The 21,571-nt window shown below is 75.4% G+C and carries 19 protein-coding genes and 1 tRNA gene; 5 read left to right on the top strand and 15 right to left on the bottom strand.

The annotated features are described in order from the left end of the window. Positions 1-1,815, bottom strand: coding sequence for an EAL domain-containing protein (locus tag EST92_RS04510; RefSeq protein ID WP_129279630.1), 1,815 nt, complete (start codon positions 1,813-1,815; stop codon positions 1-3). 361 nt (positions 1,816-2,176) lie between these two features. Here EST92_RS04510 and EST92_RS04505 point away from each other — a divergent pair, with 361 nt between their 5' ends. Continuing rightward, the gene (locus EST92_RS04505; protein WP_129279629.1) at positions 2,177-3,418 is read left to right on the top strand and encodes a M6 family metalloprotease domain-containing protein; all 1,242 of its coding nucleotides are present in this window, start codon (positions 2,177-2,179) and stop codon (positions 3,416-3,418) included. A gap of 71 nt (positions 3,419-3,489) precedes the next feature. On the opposite strand, the gene EST92_RS04500 is transcribed toward EST92_RS04505, so the two are convergent. The 6 genes from EST92_RS04500 to EST92_RS04475 all read right to left on the bottom strand — a co-directional run bounded on the left by EST92_RS04500 (position 3,490) and on the right by EST92_RS04475 (position 9,117). After that, a tRNA-Lys gene (locus EST92_RS04500) sits at positions 3,490-3,563 on the bottom strand. A gap of 56 nt (positions 3,564-3,619) precedes the next feature. Further along, complete coding sequence (locus tag EST92_RS04495; protein ID WP_129279628.1) at positions 3,620-4,240, bottom strand: bifunctional DNA primase/polymerase; 621 nt, start codon at positions 4,238-4,240, stop codon at positions 3,620-3,622. 184 nt (positions 4,241-4,424) lie between these two features. Then, positions 4,425-4,808 (bottom strand): hypothetical protein, encoded by a 384-nt coding sequence (locus EST92_RS04490; RefSeq protein WP_174243922.1) that lies wholly within the window; start codon positions 4,806-4,808, stop codon positions 4,425-4,427. Positions 4,809-4,932: 124 nt separating this feature from the next. After that, positions 4,933-6,318: an AAA family ATPase gene (locus EST92_RS04485; protein WP_129279627.1), complete on the bottom strand. Its 1,386-nt coding sequence runs from the start codon at positions 6,316-6,318 to the stop codon at positions 4,933-4,935. 40 nt (positions 6,319-6,358) lie between these two features. Further along, positions 6,359-7,909 carry a hypothetical protein gene (locus EST92_RS04480; RefSeq protein WP_129279626.1) on the bottom strand — a complete coding sequence of 517 codons (1,551 nt, stop codon included), beginning with the start codon at positions 7,907-7,909 and terminating at the stop codon, positions 6,359-6,361. Then, entirely contained in the window at positions 7,900-9,117 is a 1,218-nt protein-coding gene (locus EST92_RS04475; RefSeq protein ID WP_129279651.1) for a hypothetical protein, read from the bottom strand. The genes EST92_RS04480 and EST92_RS04475 overlap by 10 nt, the downstream gene beginning before the upstream one ends. Positions 9,118-9,352: 235 nt before the next feature. Here EST92_RS04475 and EST92_RS04470 point away from each other — a divergent pair, with 235 nt between their 5' ends. After that, positions 9,353-9,946: a histidine phosphatase family protein gene (locus tag EST92_RS04470; protein WP_129279625.1), complete on the top strand. Its 594-nt coding sequence runs from the start codon at positions 9,353-9,355 to the stop codon at positions 9,944-9,946. Between the two features lie 89 nt (positions 9,947-10,035). On the opposite strand, the gene EST92_RS04465 is transcribed toward EST92_RS04470, so the two are convergent. Continuing rightward, positions 10,036-11,526, bottom strand: a complete 1,491-nt coding sequence (locus EST92_RS04465) for a tetratricopeptide repeat protein (RefSeq protein ID WP_129279624.1) — start codon at positions 11,524-11,526, stop codon at positions 10,036-10,038. Positions 11,527-11,771: 245 nt separating this feature from the next. On the opposite strand from EST92_RS04465, the gene EST92_RS04460 reads away from it, so the two are divergent. Further along, the gene (locus EST92_RS04460) at positions 11,772-12,239 is read left to right on the top strand and encodes a hypothetical protein (RefSeq protein WP_174243921.1); all 468 of its coding nucleotides are present in this window, start codon (positions 11,772-11,774) and stop codon (positions 12,237-12,239) included. Between the two features lie 126 nt (positions 12,240-12,365). Here the strand turns inward: EST92_RS04460 and EST92_RS04455 are convergent, their stop codons facing one another. The 6 genes from EST92_RS04455 to EST92_RS04435 all read right to left on the bottom strand — a co-directional run bounded on the left by EST92_RS04455 (position 12,366) and on the right by EST92_RS04435 (position 19,150). Continuing rightward, positions 12,366-13,619, bottom strand: a complete 1,254-nt coding sequence (locus EST92_RS04455; RefSeq protein WP_129279622.1) for an NAD(P)-binding domain-containing protein — start codon at positions 13,617-13,619, stop codon at positions 12,366-12,368. Between the two features lie 145 nt (positions 13,620-13,764). Beyond that, complete coding sequence (locus EST92_RS04450; protein ID WP_129279621.1) at positions 13,765-14,946, bottom strand: ATP-grasp domain-containing protein; 1,182 nt, start codon at positions 14,944-14,946, stop codon at positions 13,765-13,767. 99 nt (positions 14,947-15,045) lie between these two features. Further along, positions 15,046-16,320, bottom strand: a complete 1,275-nt coding sequence (locus EST92_RS04445) for a glycosyltransferase (protein WP_129279620.1) — start codon at positions 16,318-16,320, stop codon at positions 15,046-15,048. Further along, a complete protein-coding gene (locus EST92_RS31530) occupies positions 16,317-16,463 on the bottom strand; it encodes a hypothetical protein (protein ID WP_154073960.1) in 147 nt (48 codons plus the stop codon). The genes EST92_RS04445 and EST92_RS31530 overlap by 4 nt, the downstream gene beginning before the upstream one ends. Then, positions 16,460-17,947, bottom strand: coding sequence for a sugar transferase (locus EST92_RS04440; RefSeq protein ID WP_129279619.1), 1,488 nt, complete (start codon positions 17,945-17,947; stop codon positions 16,460-16,462). Before EST92_RS04440 ends, EST92_RS31530 begins: the two co-directional genes overlap by 4 nt. 165 nt (positions 17,948-18,112) lie before the next feature. Next, positions 18,113-19,150, bottom strand: coding sequence for a hypothetical protein (locus EST92_RS04435; RefSeq protein ID WP_343283771.1), 1,038 nt, complete (start codon positions 19,148-19,150; stop codon positions 18,113-18,115). 299 nt (positions 19,151-19,449) lie between these two features. Between EST92_RS04435 and EST92_RS04430 the strand changes: the two genes are divergently transcribed. Both EST92_RS04430 and EST92_RS04425 read left to right on the top strand, forming a co-directional pair. Then, on the top strand, positions 19,450-19,773 hold the full coding sequence (locus tag EST92_RS04430) for a chaplin (RefSeq protein ID WP_129279617.1): 324 nt from the start codon (positions 19,450-19,452) through the stop codon (positions 19,771-19,773). Between the two features lie 192 nt (positions 19,774-19,965). Then, the gene (locus tag EST92_RS04425; RefSeq protein ID WP_129279616.1) at positions 19,966-20,826 is read left to right on the top strand and encodes a fused MFS/spermidine synthase; all 861 of its coding nucleotides are present in this window, start codon (positions 19,966-19,968) and stop codon (positions 20,824-20,826) included. Between the two features lie 72 nt (positions 20,827-20,898). Here EST92_RS04425 and EST92_RS04420 read toward each other — a convergent pair whose 3' ends face one another. After that, a complete protein-coding gene (locus EST92_RS04420; RefSeq protein WP_129279615.1) occupies positions 20,899-21,459 on the bottom strand; it encodes a hypothetical protein in 561 nt (186 codons plus the stop codon). Positions 21,460-21,571: the final 112 nt, after the last annotated feature.

Genomic DNA, 21,571 nt, shown 5'->3' with positions numbered 1-21,571 from the left:
TCAGGCCCCCGTATGGCGGCCCGCGTCGAGGAGGGCCTCGACGCGGTCGGGGGCCACGGGACGGGAGTAGAGCCAGCCCTGGCCGGTGTCGCAGCCGATCCGGCGGAGCCGCTCGGCCTGCTCGGCGCTCTCCACGCACTCGGCGGTGACCGTGAGGCCGAGCCGGTGCGCCAGCGCCACCAGCGCCTCGACGATCATCTCGTCCGCGGGGTTGGGGTGCTCCTGCGAACGGAAGCCGCGGACGAAGGAGCCGTCCAGCTTCAGCACCGACACCGGCAGGCGGCTGAGGTAGGCGAGGTTGGAGTAGCCGGTGCCGAAGTCGTCGATGGCGATCCGTACGCCCATGTCGCTCAGCGCCTGCAGGGCCTGCAGCGGCCGGCCGGCCGAGCCCATCACCGCCGACTCGGTCAGCTCCAGCTGCAGCAGATGCGGCGGCAGCCCCGTCTCGGCGAGGATCCCGGCGACATCGGCGACCAGGTCGGAGTCCCAGACCTGACGTACGGCCACATTGACGCTGACGAACAGCGGCTGGTCCGGGTGCGCCAGCTGCCAGGCACGCGCCTGGTGACAGGCCCGCTCCAGGATCCAGCGGCCCAGCTCGACGATCGCGCCGTTCTCCTCCGCCAGCGCGATGAACCGATTCGGCGACAGCGTCCCGAACTGCGGGTGCCGCCAGCGCACCAGCGCCTCCACGCCCTGCGCCCGGCCGTCCCCCAGTCCGACCAACGGCTGGTACTCCAGGGTGAATTCGCCGCGGTCGACGGCCGGCCGCAGGGTGCTGGAGAGCGCCTGCCGGGTCATCCGGTGGGCGTTGCGCTCCGGGTCGAAGAGCGTCCAGCGGGCCTTGCCGTCCTCCTTCGCCCAGTACAGCGTGGTGTCCGCGGCCTGCATCAGACCGGTGGCGGTGGTGCCGCCGGCGGCCCGCTCCACCACGCCGATGCTCGCCGAGACCGACAGTCGCTGCCCGGCCAGGTCGAACGGGCGCTGCAGCGCGTCCAGGACGCACTGGGCGAGCTCGGCCAGCTGTTCGGTGCCGGTGGAGTCTTCCACCAAAAGAGCGAACTCGTCACCGCCGAGTCGCGCGACCAGATGCCCGGCGCGGCCCGGCCCGCGGTCCGCGGCGCTCTCCGCACAGCGCGTCAGCCGCTGCGCCACCGCGCTCAGCAGCCGGTCGCCGACGCGGTGCCCGAGGGTGTCGTTGACGGCCTTGAAGCCGTCCAGGTCGAGGTAGCAGAGCCCGATCCGGCCGGTGCCGGACGGCTCGACGGAGGCGGATTCCAGCGCGGTGGAGAGCCGCTCGAAGAACAGCGCCCGGTTGGGCAGCCGGGTCACCGGGTCGTGCATCTGCAGATGCCGCAGCCGGGCCAGCAGATCGTGCCGGTCGCTGATGTCCGCGACCGACAGCAGCATCCGCTCCTCGCCGCTGAGCGGCTCCGGGGTGAGCGGCTCGACGGTCACCTCCACCCAGACGGAGTGCCCCTCGGTGTGTTTGAGCCGGCGGGTGCAGCGCAGCCGTTCGCTGCGCCCGCACAGCACCTCGCGGTAGGCGGTCCACACCCGGGGGTCGGCGCCGAGGTCGGTGAGGTCGGCCGCGCTGGTGGCGACCAGCTCGTCCGGGTCGGTGCCGAGCAGCTCGCCGAAGGCGGGGTTGGCGGCGAGCACCAGGCCGTCGCGGTTGAGGACGGCCATCGCCAGCCGGCCCGCGTAGAAGGCCGCGCGGTAGTCGCCGAGCGAGGCCGCGCCGTCGTCGCGGCGGCCGGTCGGGGCAGGCCGGGTCTCGGCGGGTTCTTTGGTCGTGCCATTACGCTCCGTCACTGAGGGGAGCGTCGCCCCGGGCGTGCGGCCCGGGCTGTCGGGGTGTCCGCTCACTGCTCGCTCCCGCATGGCGCTTGTCTCGTGATGGAGGGGGGATCTCGCGCTGGAAAGTGTGGCGATCATAGAGGCTGGTGCAACGGCCGATCCAGCGACGCAACCGGGATCCTCCGCCCGCATGACGGAACTTCAGCCATTTCTGTCCGCCTGTGTTCATGCCGAATGCCCCGTTGGTCGTTTGTGACTTTCCGTTACGAGTCAATGAAGACGCGCCGGTCACCCGCCCGGGTCTCCAAAACGGGCCGAATAGCATTAAATCGCCCCAGGGTAGATGAGGTCTCCGAATCCGTCCCTGGAGGTATGTGTGCCGTGCGCCCGGACACCCGACGGGGGAGACCGCCGCCGTCTGCGGCGCTTCGCGGCCGTCGCCACGTCCCTGAGCGCGCTCATCGCCACCTCGATCGTGGCGGGCCCCGCCACCGCCTCCGAGGCCGTGCTCCCGTGCGCCCTGGGACGCACCGACGCGCACCACTCCGAGGGGGTCGACGGCTGGAACGGGTCCTATCCGCGCCCGGACCGCCGGCTCGACGCCGTCATGATCTACCTGTCCTTCCCGGACGCCCGGCCCGAGAGCACCCCGCAGGAGCTGTCCCACGACTACTTCCCGGCCACCTCGGGCTTCTTCGCCCGTGCCTCGTACGGCCGGTTCCGGCTGCGGCCGCACATCCACCGCTCCTGGGTGCGGATGCCGCGCCCCTCCGCCTCGTACGGGATACAGCGTGACTGGGACGCCGACCGGCGCTCGGCCTATCTGCGCGACGCGGTCGCCGCCGCCGATCCGTCCGTGGACTTCAGCCGCTACGACGTGGTCTATTTCGTCGCCGATCCGGACGCCCCCGGCGTCGACTCGGACGCCACCAAGGTCGTCAACCTCGACCAGCCGATGCACGCCGACGACCGCGATCTGCGCCGGTTCGTCACCGTCTTCGAGCAGAGCCCGCCGGACCGCAACGTCCTCGCCCACGAGACCGGGCACGTCTTCGATCTGCCGGATCTCTACCACCGGCCCGAGGGCGGCAAGGGCGACTGGGACACTTACGTAGGCGACTGGGACCTCATGGGCAGCCAGTTCGGCCTGGCGCCCGACCCCTTCGCCTGGCACAAGTGGCGGCTCGGCTGGATCACCGACCGGCAGGTCGACTGCATCGACCTGGCCGGCCCGGCCATGCACTCCCTGCGGACGCTGTCCGCCCCCGGGGACGCCGGCGAGCGGCGCCGGCCGCGGCTCCTGGTGCTGCGTACGGGGCACGACAGCGCCCTGGTCATCGAGGCACGCGACGCCACGGGCAACGACCGCTCGCTGTGCACCGAGGGCGTCCTGGTCTACCGCGTGCACAGCGACACCGCCTCCGGCTCGGGGCCGGTGCAGGTCCTCGACGGCCACCCCGGCACCTCGGCCTGCTGGGGTACCTCGGTCTATCCGCCGCTCGCGGACGCGCCGCTGGGCGTCGGGGAGAGCATGGACGACGCCAAGGACGGCGTCCGCATCCAGGTCGCGGGCCGGACCACCGACGGGGACTGGGCGGTCAAGGTCGGGCACGGCTGACGCCGGCCCGGCACACCGCGGGAGCGCACACGACGAAGGCCCCCATCATGGTGGAGGCCTTCGTTTGTCTGTGCGCCGCCAGGGACTCGAACCCCGGACCCGCTGATTAAGAGTCAGCTGCTCTAACCAACTGAGCTAGCGGCGCCTGCTGACGGGGAAAACATTAGCATCCTGGCCGGGGAGGGCAAAAATCGGTTTGTCTCAGCCCGGTGTGAGCGCCGAAACGCGGTGCTGAGCTGCGGTGTCCCGCTCCGGCCCGGCCATCGAACGGGCGGCGCGGACGCACGCCCACAGCAGGACGTCCGGACCCGGCAGCCAGGGGTTGCGGACATCCGGTGCCACCAGCCAGCGGGAGGCGGCCGGACCGGACGGGTCCTCGGCGGCCGCGGCGGCGACCTCGGCCGCGCCGTGGCGGGGGTGCAGCGGGGGGACGGTCACCGCGTCGCCGCTGCCGTGGCACAACAGCGGGGGGACGGCGGCGGCCCACTCCTCCCAGACGAGCAGCGCGGGCAGCCGCTGGGCCGCGCCCGGGGTGGCGAACAGCAGGATCCGGCCGCGGTGCGCGGCCACCGGCCCCGAGCCGGGGCCGGTGGACCATAAGTGGTCCACCATCCGCCGCCCGAAGAGCGCGGGGGCATTGATGACGTCGAAGGCGGTGCCGCACGGCAGCACGCTCGGGGCCGCCGGCTGGGCGGCCCACGCCGCCTGTACCGCGTCCGGGTCGGGGCCGGCGGAGGCGAGCCAGTCCGCGCCGGCGAGCGTGACATATGCCGAGGTGGGAAAGGCCAGGGTGCGCGGGGTGTCAGGCAGCCAGTCGCTCATGGGAACAGGTCTACCCAGCCGGCGCGCCAGGTCTTCGCTGATTGCGGGAAATCGGGGCGGGGCGGGGCGGGAGCCGGTATCTTTCGCTCCCTGCATATGCCCCCGGCCCATGATCATGGACCATGAGCCGGAGGGGACGCCTGGGGCGGGCAGCACCCCCGGAGCCGGCCGAGGGCGGGGGCGGTCAGTCCATGTCGCCGGGCAGCGAGCTGCCGCTGCGCATCAGGCTGCGCCCGAACTCGATCATTTTCTGGGCGTAGTCCTCGGTCCACTCCGCCTGCTCGGCGAGCACGGCCAGCGGCATCCGGTCGAACCGGCTGGGGTCGGCCAGCTGGGCCGCGGCCAGCGCCTGGAACTCCGTGGCGCGGTCGGCCGCGGCGCGGAAGGCGAGGGTCAGCTCCGTGGCGCGGCTGAGCAGCTCGCGCGGATCCTCCATCGACTCCAGATCGAAGAAGTGCTCGGGATCGGCGGCGGCCTCGGGCGGCTCGAAGAGCAGCTGCGCGGGCTTCATGCGCCGTGGTCCGGGTGCCGCACCACGCGGGTCGGGAGCCGGCTGCGGCTCGGACATGTACCTACCTCCAGATCGAGTGCCGCATTCCATTGTCCCGCCCCGCGCAAGTACGCCCCGCCCAGGACCGTCCGCCGGCACGTACCGGCCGGCCGCGGCGGCGGGAAACCGGGGCCCGTCCGGCCTACGGGCGCCACCCCACCCGGTGTTCCGCCAGATGGGCGAGGACGGCGTGGTTGGCCTCCCAGCCGTCCGGGAACTTGACCGTGACGCCGAGGCTGACCGGTTCGGTCGAGGGGTGTTCGTCCAGCAGGTCGGCGACGCCCGCCCGGCAGACCACGATGCAGGCGTGGCGGTGGCGGGAGGCGAGCACACACAGCCGGCCGGTCTCCAGGTGGAAGGCGGTGGCGTCGGGGCGGCCGGAGAGCGGGTGCAGCACGACCGTGACGTCGAACTCGCGGCCCTGGAGGCGGTTGGCGGTGTCGACCGCGACGCCGGTCACCCCCAGCTGGGCGAGCGCGGCGCGGACGGCCGCCGCCTGGTCCCGGTGGGCCGTACCGACCGCGATCCGGCCGGCCGTCAGGGGCGCCGGGGCGGGCGCCTCCCCGGCCGCGGCCGGGGAGACCCCGCTGGTCGTGGCGCCGCCGCGGTCGAGGAGCCGGCGTACGACGTGGGCCACCGCGCGTACCGCTTCCGGGTCCGTACGCGGGGTGTGGCGGGCGGGGAGTTCCAGCAGGCCCCAGCCGGACTCGGCGGCCTCGTCCAGCACGCGGTCCACGCCCGAGCCGTCGCCCGGCACGCCGAACGCCAGCCGGCGGTCGCCGGGGCCGGTGCCGCTGCGGAACGGGGTGTACGGATAGAACGCGCGGGAGACCAGCGGCGCGGCCGAGGCGGGCAGCCGCCAGGAGACCGGCAGCCGGTGCTGCGGCAGACCGGGGTTGTGGGCCAGGAGCGTGGACACCGCGCTCGACGACGGGTCGTACGCCAGCCCCGCCCACTGCTCCGCGCCGACCACGCTGAAGGGATCCAGCTGGCCCGGGTCGCCGACGAACAGCGCCCGTTCGAAGAGCCCGGCGACGCTCAGCAGCGCGTCGGAGCGCATCTGATAGGCCTCGTCCACGATGGCGTGCCGCCAGGGCTCGTCGACCTTGGTGTACGCCCATTTCGCGGCCGTGGAGACCACGATGTCCATCCCGGCCAGCTCGGCGATCTTCGCGGACGTACGGACCGCGGGAAGCTCGGCCAGCGCCGGGTCGAAGGCCCCGGGCTCGCTGCTGTGCAGTCGGCCGACCGGCAGCCGCGGGTCCTTCTCGGCGAGCCGCAGCACGAGGTCGTCGACCTGGGAGTTGGTCTGCGCCACCACCATCAGCGGGCGTCCGGCGGCGGCGAGTTCGCGCGCCGCCCGCACCACGAGGGTGGACTTGCCGGCGCCGGGCGGGGAGTCCACGACCACCCCGCGCTGGGTGCCGTGCAGCGTGTCGTGCAGGATCCGGTCGGTCGCCGCGGCGGCCTCGGCGGCGGGATCGAAGGGCCGGCCGGGGTCGGGACGGTGAGCCTGAGTGGCCGTCATACGGCGGTGTTCTCCAGGGCGGTCGAGGGCCGGGGACGGGTCACAGATAGTCCTCCGCGGTCACGGGGTCGGGGGCGTCGTGCGGCGCACCGGCGGCACCGGGCGGCGGGCCGCCGTGCGTCCAGGGCGTCTCCTCGGGGTCCGGTAGCTCGGGCCCGCCGCGCGGGGAGTGCTCGAACAGCGTCCAGCACACGGTGTCCGCGGGCTCCGGCACCGACCCGGGCTCCGGGGCCCGGCCCCGCCCCATGCCGCCCGTCAGCCGCACCACCGGCGCCGCCTCGTCGCCATCCTCGAACGCGACGAACTCGGCGGTCTGCGTGCGGCCGTCCGGCAGCGGACGGTGGAGCCTGACGCCCTCCGCCAGCTGCGGGCGGTCGTCCGTGTGCACGGTGACCAGGGGGCGCGGCATCGGCCGCTTCCCCTCGGAGAAGGCCATCTCGACGGCGCTGACCGTGCCCTGGAACGCCTCGCCGGCCAGCCGGCGCCCCGCCATCACCAGCGGGTCGTCCAGGGCCTCCTGGGCGTCGAGCCGGGCCTGCGCGCTCTCCCGGGCCGACAACTTCTGGGCGGCGGTGACCGCGTCGTCCTGCCGGGGCTGCGGGGGCTCGCCGGCGCGTACCCGGTCCCGGTGCGCGGTGTACGACCAGCGGTCGCGCTTCCAGCGCTCGGCGACCCGCGTGCCCTCCGGCAGCGCCCGCAGCAGGTCGACGCCGTGCCACACGGCGTCCCAGGTCGGCCGCAACTGGCCCTCGATCAGGGCGCGGAGCGCCTCCTCGGCGCCCGGCAGCCCGGCGTCGTAGCGGGCCATCGCGGGCGCCAGCAGCCGGTTGTCGAACGCCGGGTCGGTGGCCGGGCCGGCCGGCGGGCAGAGCAGCTGCCCGTCCGCGTCCCGCGCGCACTCCGCGCGCTCGGCGGCCGCCCGCCCCGACATCCCCGGCGGCGGGTCGATCCACGACAGCAGCGCGCCCAGATGCTGGTCCTCCAGCGCGCTCTGGCCGGTGGCCCAGTGGCGGGTCAGCAGGTCCGTCATGGACAGCAGCAGACCGGAGCCCGGGACCCGCGCCCGCTCGCCGACATGCGTCAGCCAGCGGCCCAGCAGCGGGACGTGCGGCGGCGCGGGGTACGGCGCCTCCGGCTCCTGCTCGGCCGTGCGCCGGAACCGCATCGAGCGGCCCAGCAGCCGTACGAACTCGATTCCGGCGCCGCTGGGCACGAGCAACTGCGGTGCGTCCGCGCACAGTTCGACCTGCACCGGGACCTTCTTGCCGGTCTGAGGGTCGGTCTCCTTGCGCTCCTCCCACTCGACGGCGTCCGCGAAGCCGTCCATGTACGGCAGCACCGCCTCGGCCAGCTCGGCGAGGAACGCGAACCGCAGCTCACGGTCGCGCGGCTGGGGCACGGCCAGCAGCGCCGGCTTCTCGCGGTCCGTGCCGACCAGCGCGCCCAGCGGGGCACCGGCCTCGCCCGCGGTCGTCAACGGGACCAGCACCAGCGGCCGCTGGGACAGATGACGGTGGCGGACCGTGCACCGCGGTTGGGCGCGTCCCGCGGCGACCGCCTCCATCCGGGCCAGCGTGTCGATCAGTGACATCCCGGCTCCTCCGCTCGCGGCCCCGGCACCCTGGCCCGGGACAGTGTCTCGGCGCGCAGCGCGGCGGCCCGGCGCAGCGCGACGACGGCCGGGTCGTCCGGGCCGCCGGGCGCCACGGGCGGCTCCGGGGCACCGGGACCGGCCGCCGCCAGCACCTCCGCCACCGTGCGCAGCCCGCCCAACTCGCCCCGTACGCCGCGCCCCAGAGCCTCCACCGCGCCCTCCTCGCGGGACCGCTTGCGGCAGTGGAAGGCCAGTTCGCAGGCGGCCAGGCACTCGGGGGCGTAGGCCGCGCCGACCGCCTCGACGGCCTCGGCCAGCTCTTCGGGCGGACGGGTGGCCGTCTTCCCGTCGTCCCCGAGGCGGAGGTCGAAGGTGGTCCCCTCGGGGAGCGCGCCGGCGATGTCCTCGACGCGGGTGAGGCGGGCCAGCTGCCGTCGGGTCGTGGCCAACTGCTTGCGGACGTCGACGGACGCGGCGGTGGGGAGGTTGGAGAAGTCCTTCGGGCACACCAGCAGCACCCGGTCGCGGACCGTCACCTCGCGGCCCGTGTGCGCACCGACATGGCCGGCGACCGGCTCCAGGGCCAGGACGTACACCGCGGCCTGCCGGGCGGCGGCGCCCACCTTGGCGGCGTCCGCGGCACCGTCGATCATGGGGAAGGACTTGATCTCGACGACCGTCCAGCTGCCGTCCGGATGCACCACCACCGCGTCCGGCTCCACATAGGCGGGCGAGCCGGCCACCTCGACCGCCAGCATCGGGTGCCGCAGCAGCGCCCAGCCGCCGGCCGCGGTCGCCTCGCGCAGCGCCAGCGCCGTACGCGCCGTACGGCCCTCCGGTCCGGCCGCGGACAGCTCCGGGGTGGCGACCTCGTCGGGCGCGGGCGGCGGGGTGCCGGGCGGCAGCCGCTCGTGCAGCAGCCGCAGCAGTTCCGTGCCGCCGTCGGCGGTCACCCGGGCCTCGAAGGCATGGCTGCGGACGATCGCGAACTGGGACTGGCCGTACGCCGCGGGCGAGCCCAGCGCCTGGGCCAGCGCGGCCTTGTCGATGCCCGCGCCGTCCAGCAGCGCCCGGCGCCGGCAGCCGGGGTTGGCGGCCAGCGCGGCGAGCGCGCGGGCATCGAGGGAGCGGGGGCGGACACCGGGGCCGCGCAGTTCGGTGAGCCTTTGGCGCAGGCTCGGTGTCGCCGCCGGCCGCCCCGCCACGGGGGCGGCCGACGCGGGTCGGCCGTCGCGTGAAACGTTCACCCGCGGAAGTCTCGCATCCGGCACCGACAAGAGGGGCGTCCGCCCGCCCGGCCGCGGCGGGACGGCCCTCCCCGCCGGGCTCGGCCTCCCCCGCCGCGGACAAAACGACCCGGTGCGCGATGATGGAAAGCCCGCGGTCAGCGCCGCCCGCACCGAGCAACGATCAGCCGAGAAGCCGGCGAGAGGTACGACCATGGCACCGCGCATATTCCTGGCCAGGCACGGACAGACCGAGTGGTCCCTGTCCGGCAGGCACACCGGCCGCACCGACGTCCCGCTGTTGGACGAGGGCCGGCGCGGCGCCAAGCTGCTGGGCGAGCGGCTGCACCGCGCCCCCTGGGACGGCCTGCCGGGCGTCGAGGTCCGCACCAGCCCCCTGGTGCGCGCGAAGGAGACCTGCGAGCTGGCCGGTTTCGGCGACCGGGCGCAGCCCTGGGACGCCCTGATGGAGATCGACTACGGCGCGTACGAGGGCCTGACGCCGGACGAGATCAAGGCGACCCGGCCGGACTGGCTGATCTGGCGCGACGGGGTGCCGGAGGGCGAGACGCTCGCCGCGGTCACCGCCCGGGCGGACGAGGTCATCGGCTGGGCGCGGTCGGCCGACCGCGATGTGCTGGTCTTCGCGCACGGCCACATCCTGCGCGCCCTGGGCGCCCGCTGGCTGGGCCTGGACATCTCCTTCGGCGCCCGGATCCGGCTGGAGCCGACGTCCCTGTCGGTGCTCGGCCGGGCCTACGGGGAGCCGGCGATCGAGCGCTGGAACGACACCGGCCACCTCGGCTGACGGGCCACCTCGGCCGACGGCTCCCGGGCCGGCTCCGGCCCGGGAGCCGGCGGGGCGTCAGCCGGGCCCCGGCCCGGCGGCCGCGGCCGTCATCCGGGCGCCGCGTCCGGCGCCCCGCCACCGGACGCACCGGCCGCACCGGCCGCACCGGACGGACCGGTCGCTGCCGCCGCGTCCGATGCCGCGTGCCGCGCCAGGAAGTCGTCGACCGCACCCCGGTCGCGGTGCGCCCGCAGCGTGTGGACGGTGCGGTCGAGCATCGTGCGGATACGGGCCGAGCGGACCTGCGTCAGCAGCGTCAGCACCCGGCCCCCGGCCTCGGCGGCCTCCTCGTACTCCCCGCTGTCCGCGAGGTCGCCCGCGAGCTCCGCGGTGAACAGGGCGATATTGCGGGTGAAGTGCGGGTTCTGCAGCGCCACCGCCCGGCGCGCGTGCTCCACCGCGCGCTCCGCGTCACCCAGCGCCGACCAGCACTGCGCCTCCAGGCCCGCCAGTTCGGCCTCGCCGTAGAACGTCATCCACTCCGGGTCGCCGTCCCGCGCCCCGCCCGCGAACAGCCGCTCCGCCCTGGCCAGCGCCTGCTCGCAGCCGGAGCGGTCCGCGAGCCCGGCCCAGCCGCCCGCCTCCCGCAGCGCCAGCAGCGACAGCAGTCGCGGTGAGGCCAGATGCTTGGCGGCCTGCTGCGCGGCCTGCGCGGCACGCACCGCCTCGCGCGGGCGGCCGGCGTCGCGGGCCAGAAAGGCCGTGTTGCAGAAGGCATGCGCCTCCAGGCCGGCGTCGCCGCAGACCCGGGCGGTGGCCAGCGCCTCCGCGTAGTGCGAGCGGGCGTCGTCGAAGCGGCCCGAGTCGTGCGCCAACCAGCCGACGGAGATGGCGAGTTCGCCCGCGCCGGCGTGCAGCCGGTCGGAGACCGAGCGGCGCTGCACATCCGCGTCCAGCAACTCGTAGGCGGCGCGCAGCGGCTGGGCGGCGCGGCGGTAGATGCCCTCCGCGCCGTGCCGGTCGTCCAGCAGCCGGATGTGCCGGACCGCCTCCTCGACGGCGGCGGCCTCGGCGGCACCGGCCCGTCCGACCGGCGGTGTACGGGGCCCCGGCACAGGGGCGGACACGGCGGCGGCAGCGGCCTCGATGGGGTGCAGGGCGGCAATGCCCAGGGCTGCTGCCGGGCCGCCGGTGATGAACGCGCGACGCAGCACGTCGCTCTCCTCGCAGATCTGGATACGGGTATCGCGGTGGTCGGGAACGGGTGCCAGGGGCGCGGCGCCGACCGCTGTGGCACGCGCCCCCCGTCCGCGTACCGCCTCGCGCGGCGCGAACCCCATGTCGGGCAGCGTCAGCCCGGGGAACATGTGCCGGAAGACCCGCTCGTAGGCGTAGTTCGGACACCGGATTTCCCCGGACTCGACACGCCCCACATAGCGGGCGTCACACGAGACCTGTTCGCCGATCTCACGGGCGGACCGTCGGACCGCCGCCGCGAACTCGCCTGGCGACAGCCGGCCGCGCAGCTGTCGGAAAGCGAGGTTCGGGCGGGCGGGTACGGTGCGGGACGACGCTGATCTTGCTTCTGGCGACGCCATGGCGGACCCTCTCCGTGCCCTCTCCGTGCCATCCTGCGGCGTTGCCGCCTCCTGGCGATGCGGCGGGACGACCGTACCGGCTGTGATGGCTTCGATACGCACAGTTTGGCCGCAAATCGGATATCTCACGCGCGATCTGCCATGAACTGCCATCCTTTGCAGCGTTACGCCGCCGTAGCTGTTGACACCTCCGGACGTTGAACCCGGTGTAAAGGGCGCACCGCGTGCAGGAGGAGGGGTTCTCCGTGTGGGAGACCGGCGTGAGCAGGGGCGGCAAGGGGTCCGCGGGCCAGGCCGGCGGCCGGCGGGGGCAGGTCGTCACGGGCGGGGCACCGCCGGCACCGGAGCGGCAGTGTGACCTCGTCACGGTGCCGGCCCGGCAGGGGCTGGAAGCCGTGGACATCCTCCGGCTGCGGGACGGCGTCGGCCCGGTGCTGCACGACGGCGCCTGCGACACCCTCGGTTTTCTGGTCCCGGCGGGCACCGCCGCGGGCTGGGACCTGCCGGGCAGCGCCTGTACCCAGACCTCCGGACGGGGCATCAACCTGGCCGCGCTGTGCGGGGAGGGGACCCCGGTGGAGCCGCCGGCCACCGGGACCGGCTGGCTGGTGCCCCCGGAGGGCGCGGGTGCCGACGCCACCGACCCCGTCGTGCTGCGCGCGGCACTCGGTGAGGCCGCCCGCACGATCGAGGCCGTCGACCGCTGCCAGTAGGACCCCTGCCGGTGAGACCGCTGCCGGTAAGAAGGACAACGGAAGAAAAAGGACAACGGAGGAAGGGGCCGCCCGGCCGGTGCCGGGCGGCCCGCAGTGTGTCCGGGGCCGGGGCGGTGACCGGCCCTAGGGGGTGGCCGGTTCGCTGTCCCTGGCAGGGCGGGGGATCGTGGTGGCGCCGCGCCGTTCGCCGAGCCGGCGCTGGACGCCGCGCACCAGCCGCGTCGCGGTGAAGGCCGCGCCGTGCACGAAGCGCATCGACGGGCCGAACGACGGCGCGGTGAGCAGCCCCGCGAAGAACAGCCCGGGCCAGGACGATTCGAAGCCGGAGGTCAGCTCGGGCGCCCGGCTGCCGCCCACCGTCCAGAGCGTGGTGCGTACGTGGGGCGCGAGCAGCCGCAGCCGCCCGAGGTCGGGGATGAACCCGGTGGCCGCCACCACGTGGTGGGTGTCCAGCGTCTCGGTGCCGCCCTCCGTATGGGTGAGGTGGAGCCGCACCCCGTCGTCCCGGGCGGCCGCGGCCCGGACCCGGTGGTTGAGCAGCACCGGAACCACCGGCTCGAAGCGCTCCCGCAACCACCAGGCGCCGGCCGGGCCCACCGCGTGCTCGGCGATCCGCAGCCGGGTCGCCGAGGGCAGTCGGCGCACCGCCCAGGGGAGTTGGGACCACACCCGGTTCGGCCAGCCGGTGCCCAGCGCGGAGTGCGGATCGCGCAGCGCCCGCAGCCGGCCGCGGGCCGGCGGCTGCGGCGGGGCGTGCCAGCGCAGCCGGTCGGCGCGGGCCACGATGCGGGGCCGGGCCCCGTGTTCGGCCAGCAGGGCCGCGGTCTCCAGCGCGCTCTGCCCGGAGCCGATGACGGTGACGTCCCGGTCGGTGAAGCCGCGCAGATCGCGGTGGTCACTGCTGTGGGAGGCGAGGTCCGGGGGCAGTTCGAGCAGCGGCCAGGGGCGGTTGACGAACGGCAGCACGCCGAGGGCGAGGGCCACCGTCCGGGTCGCGATCTGCTCGCCGGTGTCCGTCTCGACGTGGAAGCCGTCGCCGTCGGGGCGTACGGCGGTGACGGTGACCTCGTCGACCTGGGGTACCGCCTGTTCGCCGAACCATCTGCCGTACGCGGTGAAGGTGTCGAGGGGCAGCGGGACGCCGTGCTCGGCGGTCAGGTCGTGGGCGGCGCAGTAGTCGGCGAGGGTGTGGGCGCCCTCCGGGGCGGAGAGATCGGAGGCCCAGGGTTCGGAGGTGAGGAGCATGCCGTCGGGCATGTGGTCGCGCCAGAAGGCCATCGGCCGGCCCAGGACCCGCAGCCGCAGTCCGGCCGCCGCCGCGTGTGCGGCGATCGAGAGTCCGTAGGGGCCGGCGCCCACCACCACGAGGTCGTACATGGAAGGTCCCTGCTCTTTCTCTGGGTGCGGTGTGGAGGGCCCCGAGCCGGCGGGGCCCCGGGGCCGGAGGCGGCCCCCGGGGGCGGCGCCCCTCCGGACCGGAGAGCGCCCCGCCCCGGCTACAAGTCGTCAGGTGCCGTGCCGCTCAAGGCCGGGGCGGCGCCCCGGGCGTGGGCGCGGGGGGCACGCCGCGCGGCATGCCGTGCGGCGCCGCGGAGGAGCGGGCGGGCAGCGGCGGGGTGCCGTCCGGTGGGGCGGTGCGCCTGCGGTACGTGCCCGGACGGAACCGCCGCCCGGGGGCGCCGGGGCCGCGCGGCACCGTACGGCCGGTCAGGTCCAGGTGCAGCGCCCGGACCGGATCGAGTCCCGAGGACGGGTCGGTGACGAGCCGGACGTGGGCGCCGGGCCGCAGGGCGGCGCCGAGGAGGTGGTAGCGGCCGTGGGCGTCCCGGCGGAAGTCCAGGTCGAGCAGGCCGCGGTAGCCCAGGTGCCCGGCCAGCCGCAGCGCGGCCCGTTCGACCTGGGGGTTGGGCAGCCGGCGGCCGGCCGCGGCCGGCCCCGCCCACGGCCGGCCGCGGCCCGCGCGGCCCGGTCCGCCGATCAGGCACCCGCCGTCGCCGGTGAAGCAGCCGTGGAAGAACCAGTCGGTGCCCCGTCCGCCGGGCAGCAGGCGCTGCAACAGCAGGGCGCTGCCGGCGCTTTCGGTCCGCTCGTACAGCCGCCGGGCGTCGTCGGGGGTGTGCACCAGGGTGGTGCCGGGCAGCCCGGCCGACGGGGGCAGCAGCCACGGCCGGCTCCACTTGGCGACCAGCGGCAGCCCGAGCTCGGCTGCCGCGTCGGCGGCGTGCCGCGCACCGGCCGGGGCGACGGTCGCCGGGTGCGGCAGGCCGAGCTCCCGGCACAGCAGGGCGAGTTGGGCCCGGTCGGCGAGTTGCTCGGGCAGGCCGGGGGGCTGGGCGGGGAGCAGATAGCGGCCCAGCAGCCGGCCGGCGAGCCGGGCCGCGGCGAGGGCGCCCCGGTCGTCCACGGGGAGCAGCACGGCGGGCCGGCCGATGCCCTCGGAGAGGTCGCGCAGCAGGTCCAGCAGCGGGGCCTGCGCGCTCGGCGCGGCCAGCTCTCCGGGCCGGGCGTACATCCGGTGCAGATACCGCGACCGGGCCACGGGACCGCGCGCCGATGCGGCCACCGCGTGCACCTCGATTCCCGCCCGGCCCAGTGAGCCGACCACGCCGAGGGTGTCGCGGGGGAAGGGGCCGGGGTCGAGCCGGAGCAGCAGGACGGGCACCTCGGTGTCGAACGAGGACACCGCGCGCAGCCCCTCAGCCACGACCGCGGACCGTGCGTGCGGGCGGGCCCACGGCGCCCCCGGCCCCCGCCCGCCCTTCCTCCGGGGGTGCTTGCTGCACGGTCTCGGCCATCGCGCTGCCTACCTGTTCGAGAGCGGGGACGGGGCGGGGGAGCGGGCCGGGTCCGGCAGGCACACGCTCGCCGCCGGGAGCGCGGCGGCCCGCCCCTGCGGCGGGGGCACCGGCACCGGGGACACCCGCGCCGGGCCGCGCCGCCGTACCGGTGCGCCGGCCAGGACCTGTTCGTAGACCGACATCAGCGCCGCGGCGCTGCGGGTGATGTCATAGCGCCGCACCACCGGCGGGACCGGCAGCCGGTCCGGTCCCTGACGGCGCAACTCCCGGAGTGCGGTGGCAAGTTCGTGGACGACCGGGCTGAAGTGGCGGGCGCCGGGCGCTTGGTCGGCGGGCAGTTCGTCGACCGCCGGGCAGCTGCCGTGGAGTACGGGCAGGCCGGACGCGAGGGCCTCCACCACGGCCAGTCCGAACGCCTCCGACGGGGAGGGGGAGACGAAGGCGTCGACCGCGGAGAGCAGTCCCGGGATATCGGGTCCGGCGGATTCCGGGCCGTCGGCCTCGGTGTCGACCGCGCCGCCCCGCGTGCCCAGCAGATGGATCCGGTCGCCCGAGCCGAACTGCTCCGCCATCCGCCGCAGCATCTCCCGCTCCGGCCCCTCGCCCGCCAGCAGCAGATGCACGCCCGGCAGCTGGGTCACCGCCCGGACCAGGACGTCGAACCGCTTGCCGGGCACCAGCCGGCCGGCCCCGCCGACCACGAAGGCGTCCAGCGGCAGCCCCAGCCGGGTGCGGACCAGGGCGCGGGCGGCCGGATCGAAGGCGAAGCGGTGCGCCTCGATCCCGTTGGGCACCACATGGATCCGCTGCTCCGGTACTCCCCAGCGGCGCAGCCGGGCGGCGACGGTGTCCGAGACGGCGACCGTCGCCGCCCCCAGCCGCTCGGTGGCCCGGTAGAGCGTCCGCACGCCACGGGTCAGCCGGCGGCCCTCGATGACCGCGTCGCCCAGGGAGTGCTCGGTGGCGACCACGGCCCGGACGCCGGCCATCCGGGCGGCGATCCGGCCGTAGACACAGGCCCGGTAGAGGTGGGTGTGCACCAGGTCGTAGCCGCCGTCGCGGATCAGCCGGGCGAGGCGGGGGAGTGCGGACAGATCCCGCTCGCCGGTCATGCCGAGGTGGGTGACGGGGGTGCCGTCGGCCTCGATGCCCTCGGCGACCGGGCCCGGGCCGGTCAGGGTGACGACCTCGCAGTACGCGGGCAGCCGGCGCAGCAGCAGCCGCAACTGCTGTTCGGCGCCGCCCACTTCGAGGCCTGTGATCACATGCAGAACCTTCACCGGATGCCTCCAGGGATAGCGGCCGGGGTGGTGATCTGGTCGGCGGCCGCCGGGCCGGCCGGGCCGCCCGCGGGCAGCGCACGGCGGCGCGGCGCGCGCGGGGCGGGCGGCCGGCGGAGGGGGTACGCGGCGCGGGTGCTCATCGGCCCTCCCGCCGCGGCAGCCGGGCCACGGCCCGCAGCATGATCCGGACGTCCTGCCCCCACGACCAGCTGTCGATATAGAGGTTGTCGTAGCGGGCCCGGTCCGCCACGGGGGAGCCGCCGTGCAGCCCGTGCACCCGCGCCAGCCCCGTGAGGCCCGGCGCCATCCGGTGCCGGGCTCCGTACTCCGGGCAACTCCGGGTGCACCGCTCGACGGTGCGGGGGGTTTCCGGGCACGGCCCGACCAGGCTCAGGTCGCCGCGCAGGACGTTCCACCACCGCGGCAGCCCCGCCACCCCGGTACGCCGCAGCAGCCGGCCGACCCGGCTCGTCCGGAGGTCGTCCGCCGCCTCCCCGGGCGCCTTCGCCGCGTCCCCGTCGTACGGGCGCCGGGTGCGCAGCGTCAGCAGCAGGAAGCCGCGGCCGCCCCGGCCGACGCGTTCCTGCCGGCAGAGCACCCCCGGGCCGTCGGCGAGCCGGACCGCCAGCGCACCGCCCAGCAGCACCGGGGCCGCCACCACCAGGGCCACCACCGCCACGACGAGGTCCAGCGCCCGCTTGCCCGCGCCGCCGTGCCGCGGCGGCGCGGTCTCCAGCCGCCGCCAGGCGAAGCCCCCCAGATGGCCGGACGCCGGCGGCGGGCGGCCCTCCAGCGCGGCCGCGGCACCGGCCAGCCAGATCGCCGCGCCCTGGTCGATGAAGCGGCGCAACAGCGCGGCGGTGTACGGATCGCCGTGCGGCGGCACGGTGAACACCGCGTCCCGCACCGTGTGCCGGATGACGGCCCGGGTGATGTCCTGCGGGGTGGTGAGCCGCGGCGGTCCGGCGGGTGCCGGGGGCGCCTCGGGCCCGGCCGGCTCCCCCGTCACGACCACGCCCACCGGGCGCATCCCGTACCCGGGGCGGGCGTGCAGCACGGCGGCGAGCTGCCGGGCGGCCGGTTCGGCGCCGACGATCAGCGTGGCGCGCGGGAGGCGGCGGGCGGCGGCCCGCCGCGCCCGGTGGACCAGGGCCCGGGCGCCGCAGACCAGCGCGGTGTGCAGCGCCACCGCGCCGGCCAGCAGGGCCGGTGGCAGCGCCTGCGCGGGACGTACGGCGGCGAGCACCGCGGCCACCGCGCACCAGCAGACGGCGGCCCGGCCGAGCAGCACCGGCAGCGCGCCGAGGAGGCTCGGGGCGGGATGCGGACGGTAGAGGCCGGCGCGGGAGTGGAGCAGCAGCAGGCCCAGGACCAGGGGGCCGAGCGCCATCGGCGCGGTGCCGGTGCCGAGGACGGCCGGTGCGGTGCAGACGGTGGCCAGGCAGTCGGCGGCCACCAGCGGGGCGACGGCCCGCTGTCGTACGCCGGGGCCGGGCCGGGGCGGGGGCAGGGTCTCCCGGGCCGGCCCGCGCGGCGGGTGGACCCCGGCGGTGGCCGGAACGGCGGCCGCCGCCGGGGGCCGGACCCGGGCGGAGTGGGGCGCGTCCGCGCTGTCCGTCGTCATCGCCTGATCGGCTCCCTGGTCCTGGTGCCCGGCACACCGGGCCGCGCCCCGCCGTCGCCCGACGTCATGGGCCGCGCTCGGTACTGCTGGTCTTGCGGCAGCACGCACTGCTCCCCTGATTAGCGAGCCGACAGAACTCTCTGCGGGAAATTCCGGGCGCGCCGTTCAGTGCCTGGTATCGGCCTGGACGAAGAGCGCGCCGAGCAGATATCCCGGGTTGCGGGTGGTGAAACGGAATGTGAGCCGATCGGCGCCGGACCGCAGTGCGGGGGTGATGTCGAATACATCGGAATCAAATCCGAGGGTGTTCCGGTAAGCGGGCCGCCGCGCCGCCGGCCGGCCGAAGTCGGTGATGGTCGAGTTCACCACATCGTTCGCCGGGTTGGCGGAATCGTGCACCTTCAGCGGGCGGTGGCGGCCGGCCCGGACGGTGAGTGCGTCATTTCCGCGGCCCCGGTATCCGCCATATGCGACGACGCCGGCGCGGCCCTGTGAGTTCACCGGGATGTGCAGTCCGTTGAGCCGGACCGTAAACGCACGACGGTCCGCCGTCAGCCGTGGGAAGCCGTCCCACAGCGCGATTTTGCGCAGCGGTTCCTTCGCGTTCTCGTATACGGCCACCAGCGTCCAGCCGCCCCACCCGCCGGCCGCGGACGGGCCTTTCGCGCCCTTGGTCCGCGCCACCGTGTAGGCGCCGGGACCGCTCCTGCGCACCAGCCCGGTGACGTCCGCGGACGCCTGGAAGCCGTCGGCCGCGGCCCGGCCGAGGTGGCCGGTGACGGTGTCGGCGCGCACCGTCCGGTACCGGCCGCCGGGACCGGCGACCAGCATCCGTCCGCTGTCCCCGGCGGCCTTGCGGGTGCCGGCCCGCAGGGTGCCGCCCCAGTACAGCCGGGCGTAGCTGACCCGGGAGCCGGCCGGGAGGCGCAGGGTCGCGCGGCTGGAGCTGTCGGTGCGGGCGTCGGAGTCGACGTCGGGGTACGCCGTCCCGTGGTGTCCCATCCGGCCGGCCCCGTCCTGCCGGGCCGCCGCGCACGGTCCGCCCGTGCGGCCGGCCGCCGCTTTGCAGATGGCCGAGGAGTTCGCCGCGCGGGCGATACCGCCGTGCTGGGTGACGTGATAGCGCTCGGTGAAGGGAATTCCTGCGGATTCCCTGGGGGCCGGCGCGGCGGCCGCCGAGGACAGTGCGGCCGACAATGCCAAGGAAGCCAGTGCGCATACGACGCCGCGCCCGGGGCGGTCCATCGACTTCCGCATGTCTTCCTCTCCGACTTCAATCAGTCAAACAGGAGAGCACTCTGACAGAAATCATGCTGGAAACCGCGGCAGGCACGCCGGATCCGGGTCAGGGTTCCCGAACAGCGGAATACCGGACTTCGGCGGGGCCGCTTCGTTACTGCCATAAGGGCTAACGATTTCCCGGACGGGGGAACGCCCGCATCCCTGACCCATTTCGCTCGTTGTGACCGGTTGCCCCATTCACGAACTGAAAGGAGAATGGGATGAAGCGGTTTGTTACGACCGCCGCGATTGCCACCGTCAGCTGCGCCGTTGTGCTCAGCGGCGCCGGCATCGCATCTGCAAGTACGGACGGTCACCACGGCAACCACGGCCGCCACGGCCGCGGCGACCACGGTCGTTTCGGTCGCGATGGCCGGGGCTTCGGTGGCGCCACCGCTGCGGGATTTGCCGCGGGTTCCCCGGGCATCCTCAGCGGTAACAACATCCAGGTGCCGATCAACATCCCGATCAACGTGTGCGGCAACAGCGTCAACGCGCCCGGCTTGCTGAACCCGGCCTTCGGGAACGTCTGCATCAACCGCTGATCGGCCGGCCGGTCCGGAGCACCATCGGGGCCGGCCCGGTTCGAGAGGTCAAGTTGGCGGACCACCTCCGGCTCCGGTCGTGGGTGGTTCGCCACTCTGCCCCCGCACCACGGAGGCGGCCGCGTCGCGAGAGACGGGCCCCTGCGCTGACCTGCGGATTCCGGCGTCACCTCACGGGCCATACTGGAGGGCATGGCGAAGAGCAGACGCGGGCGCGGCGGCCCGGAGACCGTCACGGAGGCGGTGGACGGCGGACTCGCCGAGCTACGGCCCGACCGGGACCGGCCGCGCGGCTGGACGCTGCTGATCGACGGGGCCCCGCAGTCCCATGTGGACCTCGACGACCCGTCCTTCCTCGACTTCTCCTATCAGCGGCGCCTCGGGCACCTGGCGGACCTCGCCGGCCCGCCCGGCGCACCGCTGCGCGTCGTCCACCTCGGCGGCGGCGCCCTGACGCTGGCCCGTTACGTCGCGGCGACCCGCCCCCGGTCCACCCAGCAGGTCGTGGAGATCGATGCACCGCTGGTCCAGCTCATACGCCGGCAGCTGCCATGGGACAGCGGCTGGCGGATCCGGGTGCGCGGCGGCGACGCCCGCGCCGGCCTGGCGAAGATCCCCGACGGTTGGGCGGACCTGGTCATCGCCGACGTCTTCGGCGGTGCGCGCACGCCCGCGCACCTGACCAGCACGGAGTTCGTGACGGAGGTCCGCAGGGCGCTGCGCCCCGGCGGGTTCTACGCGGCGAACCTCGCCGACGGGCCGCCGCTGCGGTTCCTGCGCGGCCAGATCGCCACCGTCCGTACGGTCTTCCCCGAGTTGTGCCTGACCGCCGACCCGGCCGTGCTGCGCGGCCGGCGCTTCGGCAACGCCGTCCTGCTGGCCGCCGACGGGGAGCTGCCCGTCGCCGAACTGACCCGGCGGGCGGCGACCGATCCGCAGTCCGCACGGGTCGAACACGGCCGGGCACTGCGGGACTTCACCGGCGGCGCGGCACCGGTCACCGACGCCACCGCGCTCGCCTCACCCGCCCCGCCGGCCGGCGCCTTCGACTGAGCCGGGAGCCGGGAGCCGGGAGCCGGGAGCCGGGAGCCGGGAGCCGGGAGCCGCGGGCGGGGCCGCTCGCCGCTACGCCCCGCCGGTGTTGATCTGCACGGTCGGCGGATGGCCGTTCCAGGTGCAGAACACCGACGTATGGGCGCTGCCGGAGAAGTCGACCCGGATCCACCCGTCCTGCTTCCACACCTGCATCTGCCAGCCCGCGTCGGGCGTCGCCGACACCAACTCGGCCGAGCGGCCGCCCAGATCGAAGACCACCCGGCCGCCCGCCGTGGAGTAGCTCTTGATCCGGCCGCCGGAGGCCTGCGGGTAGTTGTCCTGCGGGGACGGGTCCGGGTGCGGCCGGGCGCCGCCCGTGGCGGACGGGTCCGCCGGACCGGAGGGCGTGCCGTCGGCGGGCGCCGGGCCGCGGTCCGGCGAACGGGACGGCTTCGGGCGGTGCGTGGAGGAGGCCCGCGGGGAGGCGTCGCCGTCCGGCGCGGCCCCGGACACCCGGGCGGACAACGGCAGCGCGCGCGGCGGGTCGTACGCGGTGCCGGACAGCACGGTGTGCACCCCGAACCACGACAGCGTGACCGCGGCTCCGGTCGCCAGCGTCCAGGCCACCGCGTGAACCAGTCCTCGTTGCATCCGGCTCATACTGCACCACCGGACCGCACGGACGCAGCCCGCTGCCGCACCGCCCACCGCTCTGTCACGGTGTCAACACCCGGCGGGGAACCGGCCCCGAATGGCGTACGGT

The sequence above is a fragment of the Streptomyces sp. TM32 genome (genome assembly GCF_004122755.1).
GTDB classification, from domain to species: domain Bacteria; phylum Actinomycetota; class Actinomycetes; order Streptomycetales; family Streptomycetaceae; genus Streptomyces; species Streptomyces sioyaensis.
Note: the sequence above shows the minus strand (reverse complement) of the source record. Positions and strands in the feature narration are given on the sequence as shown.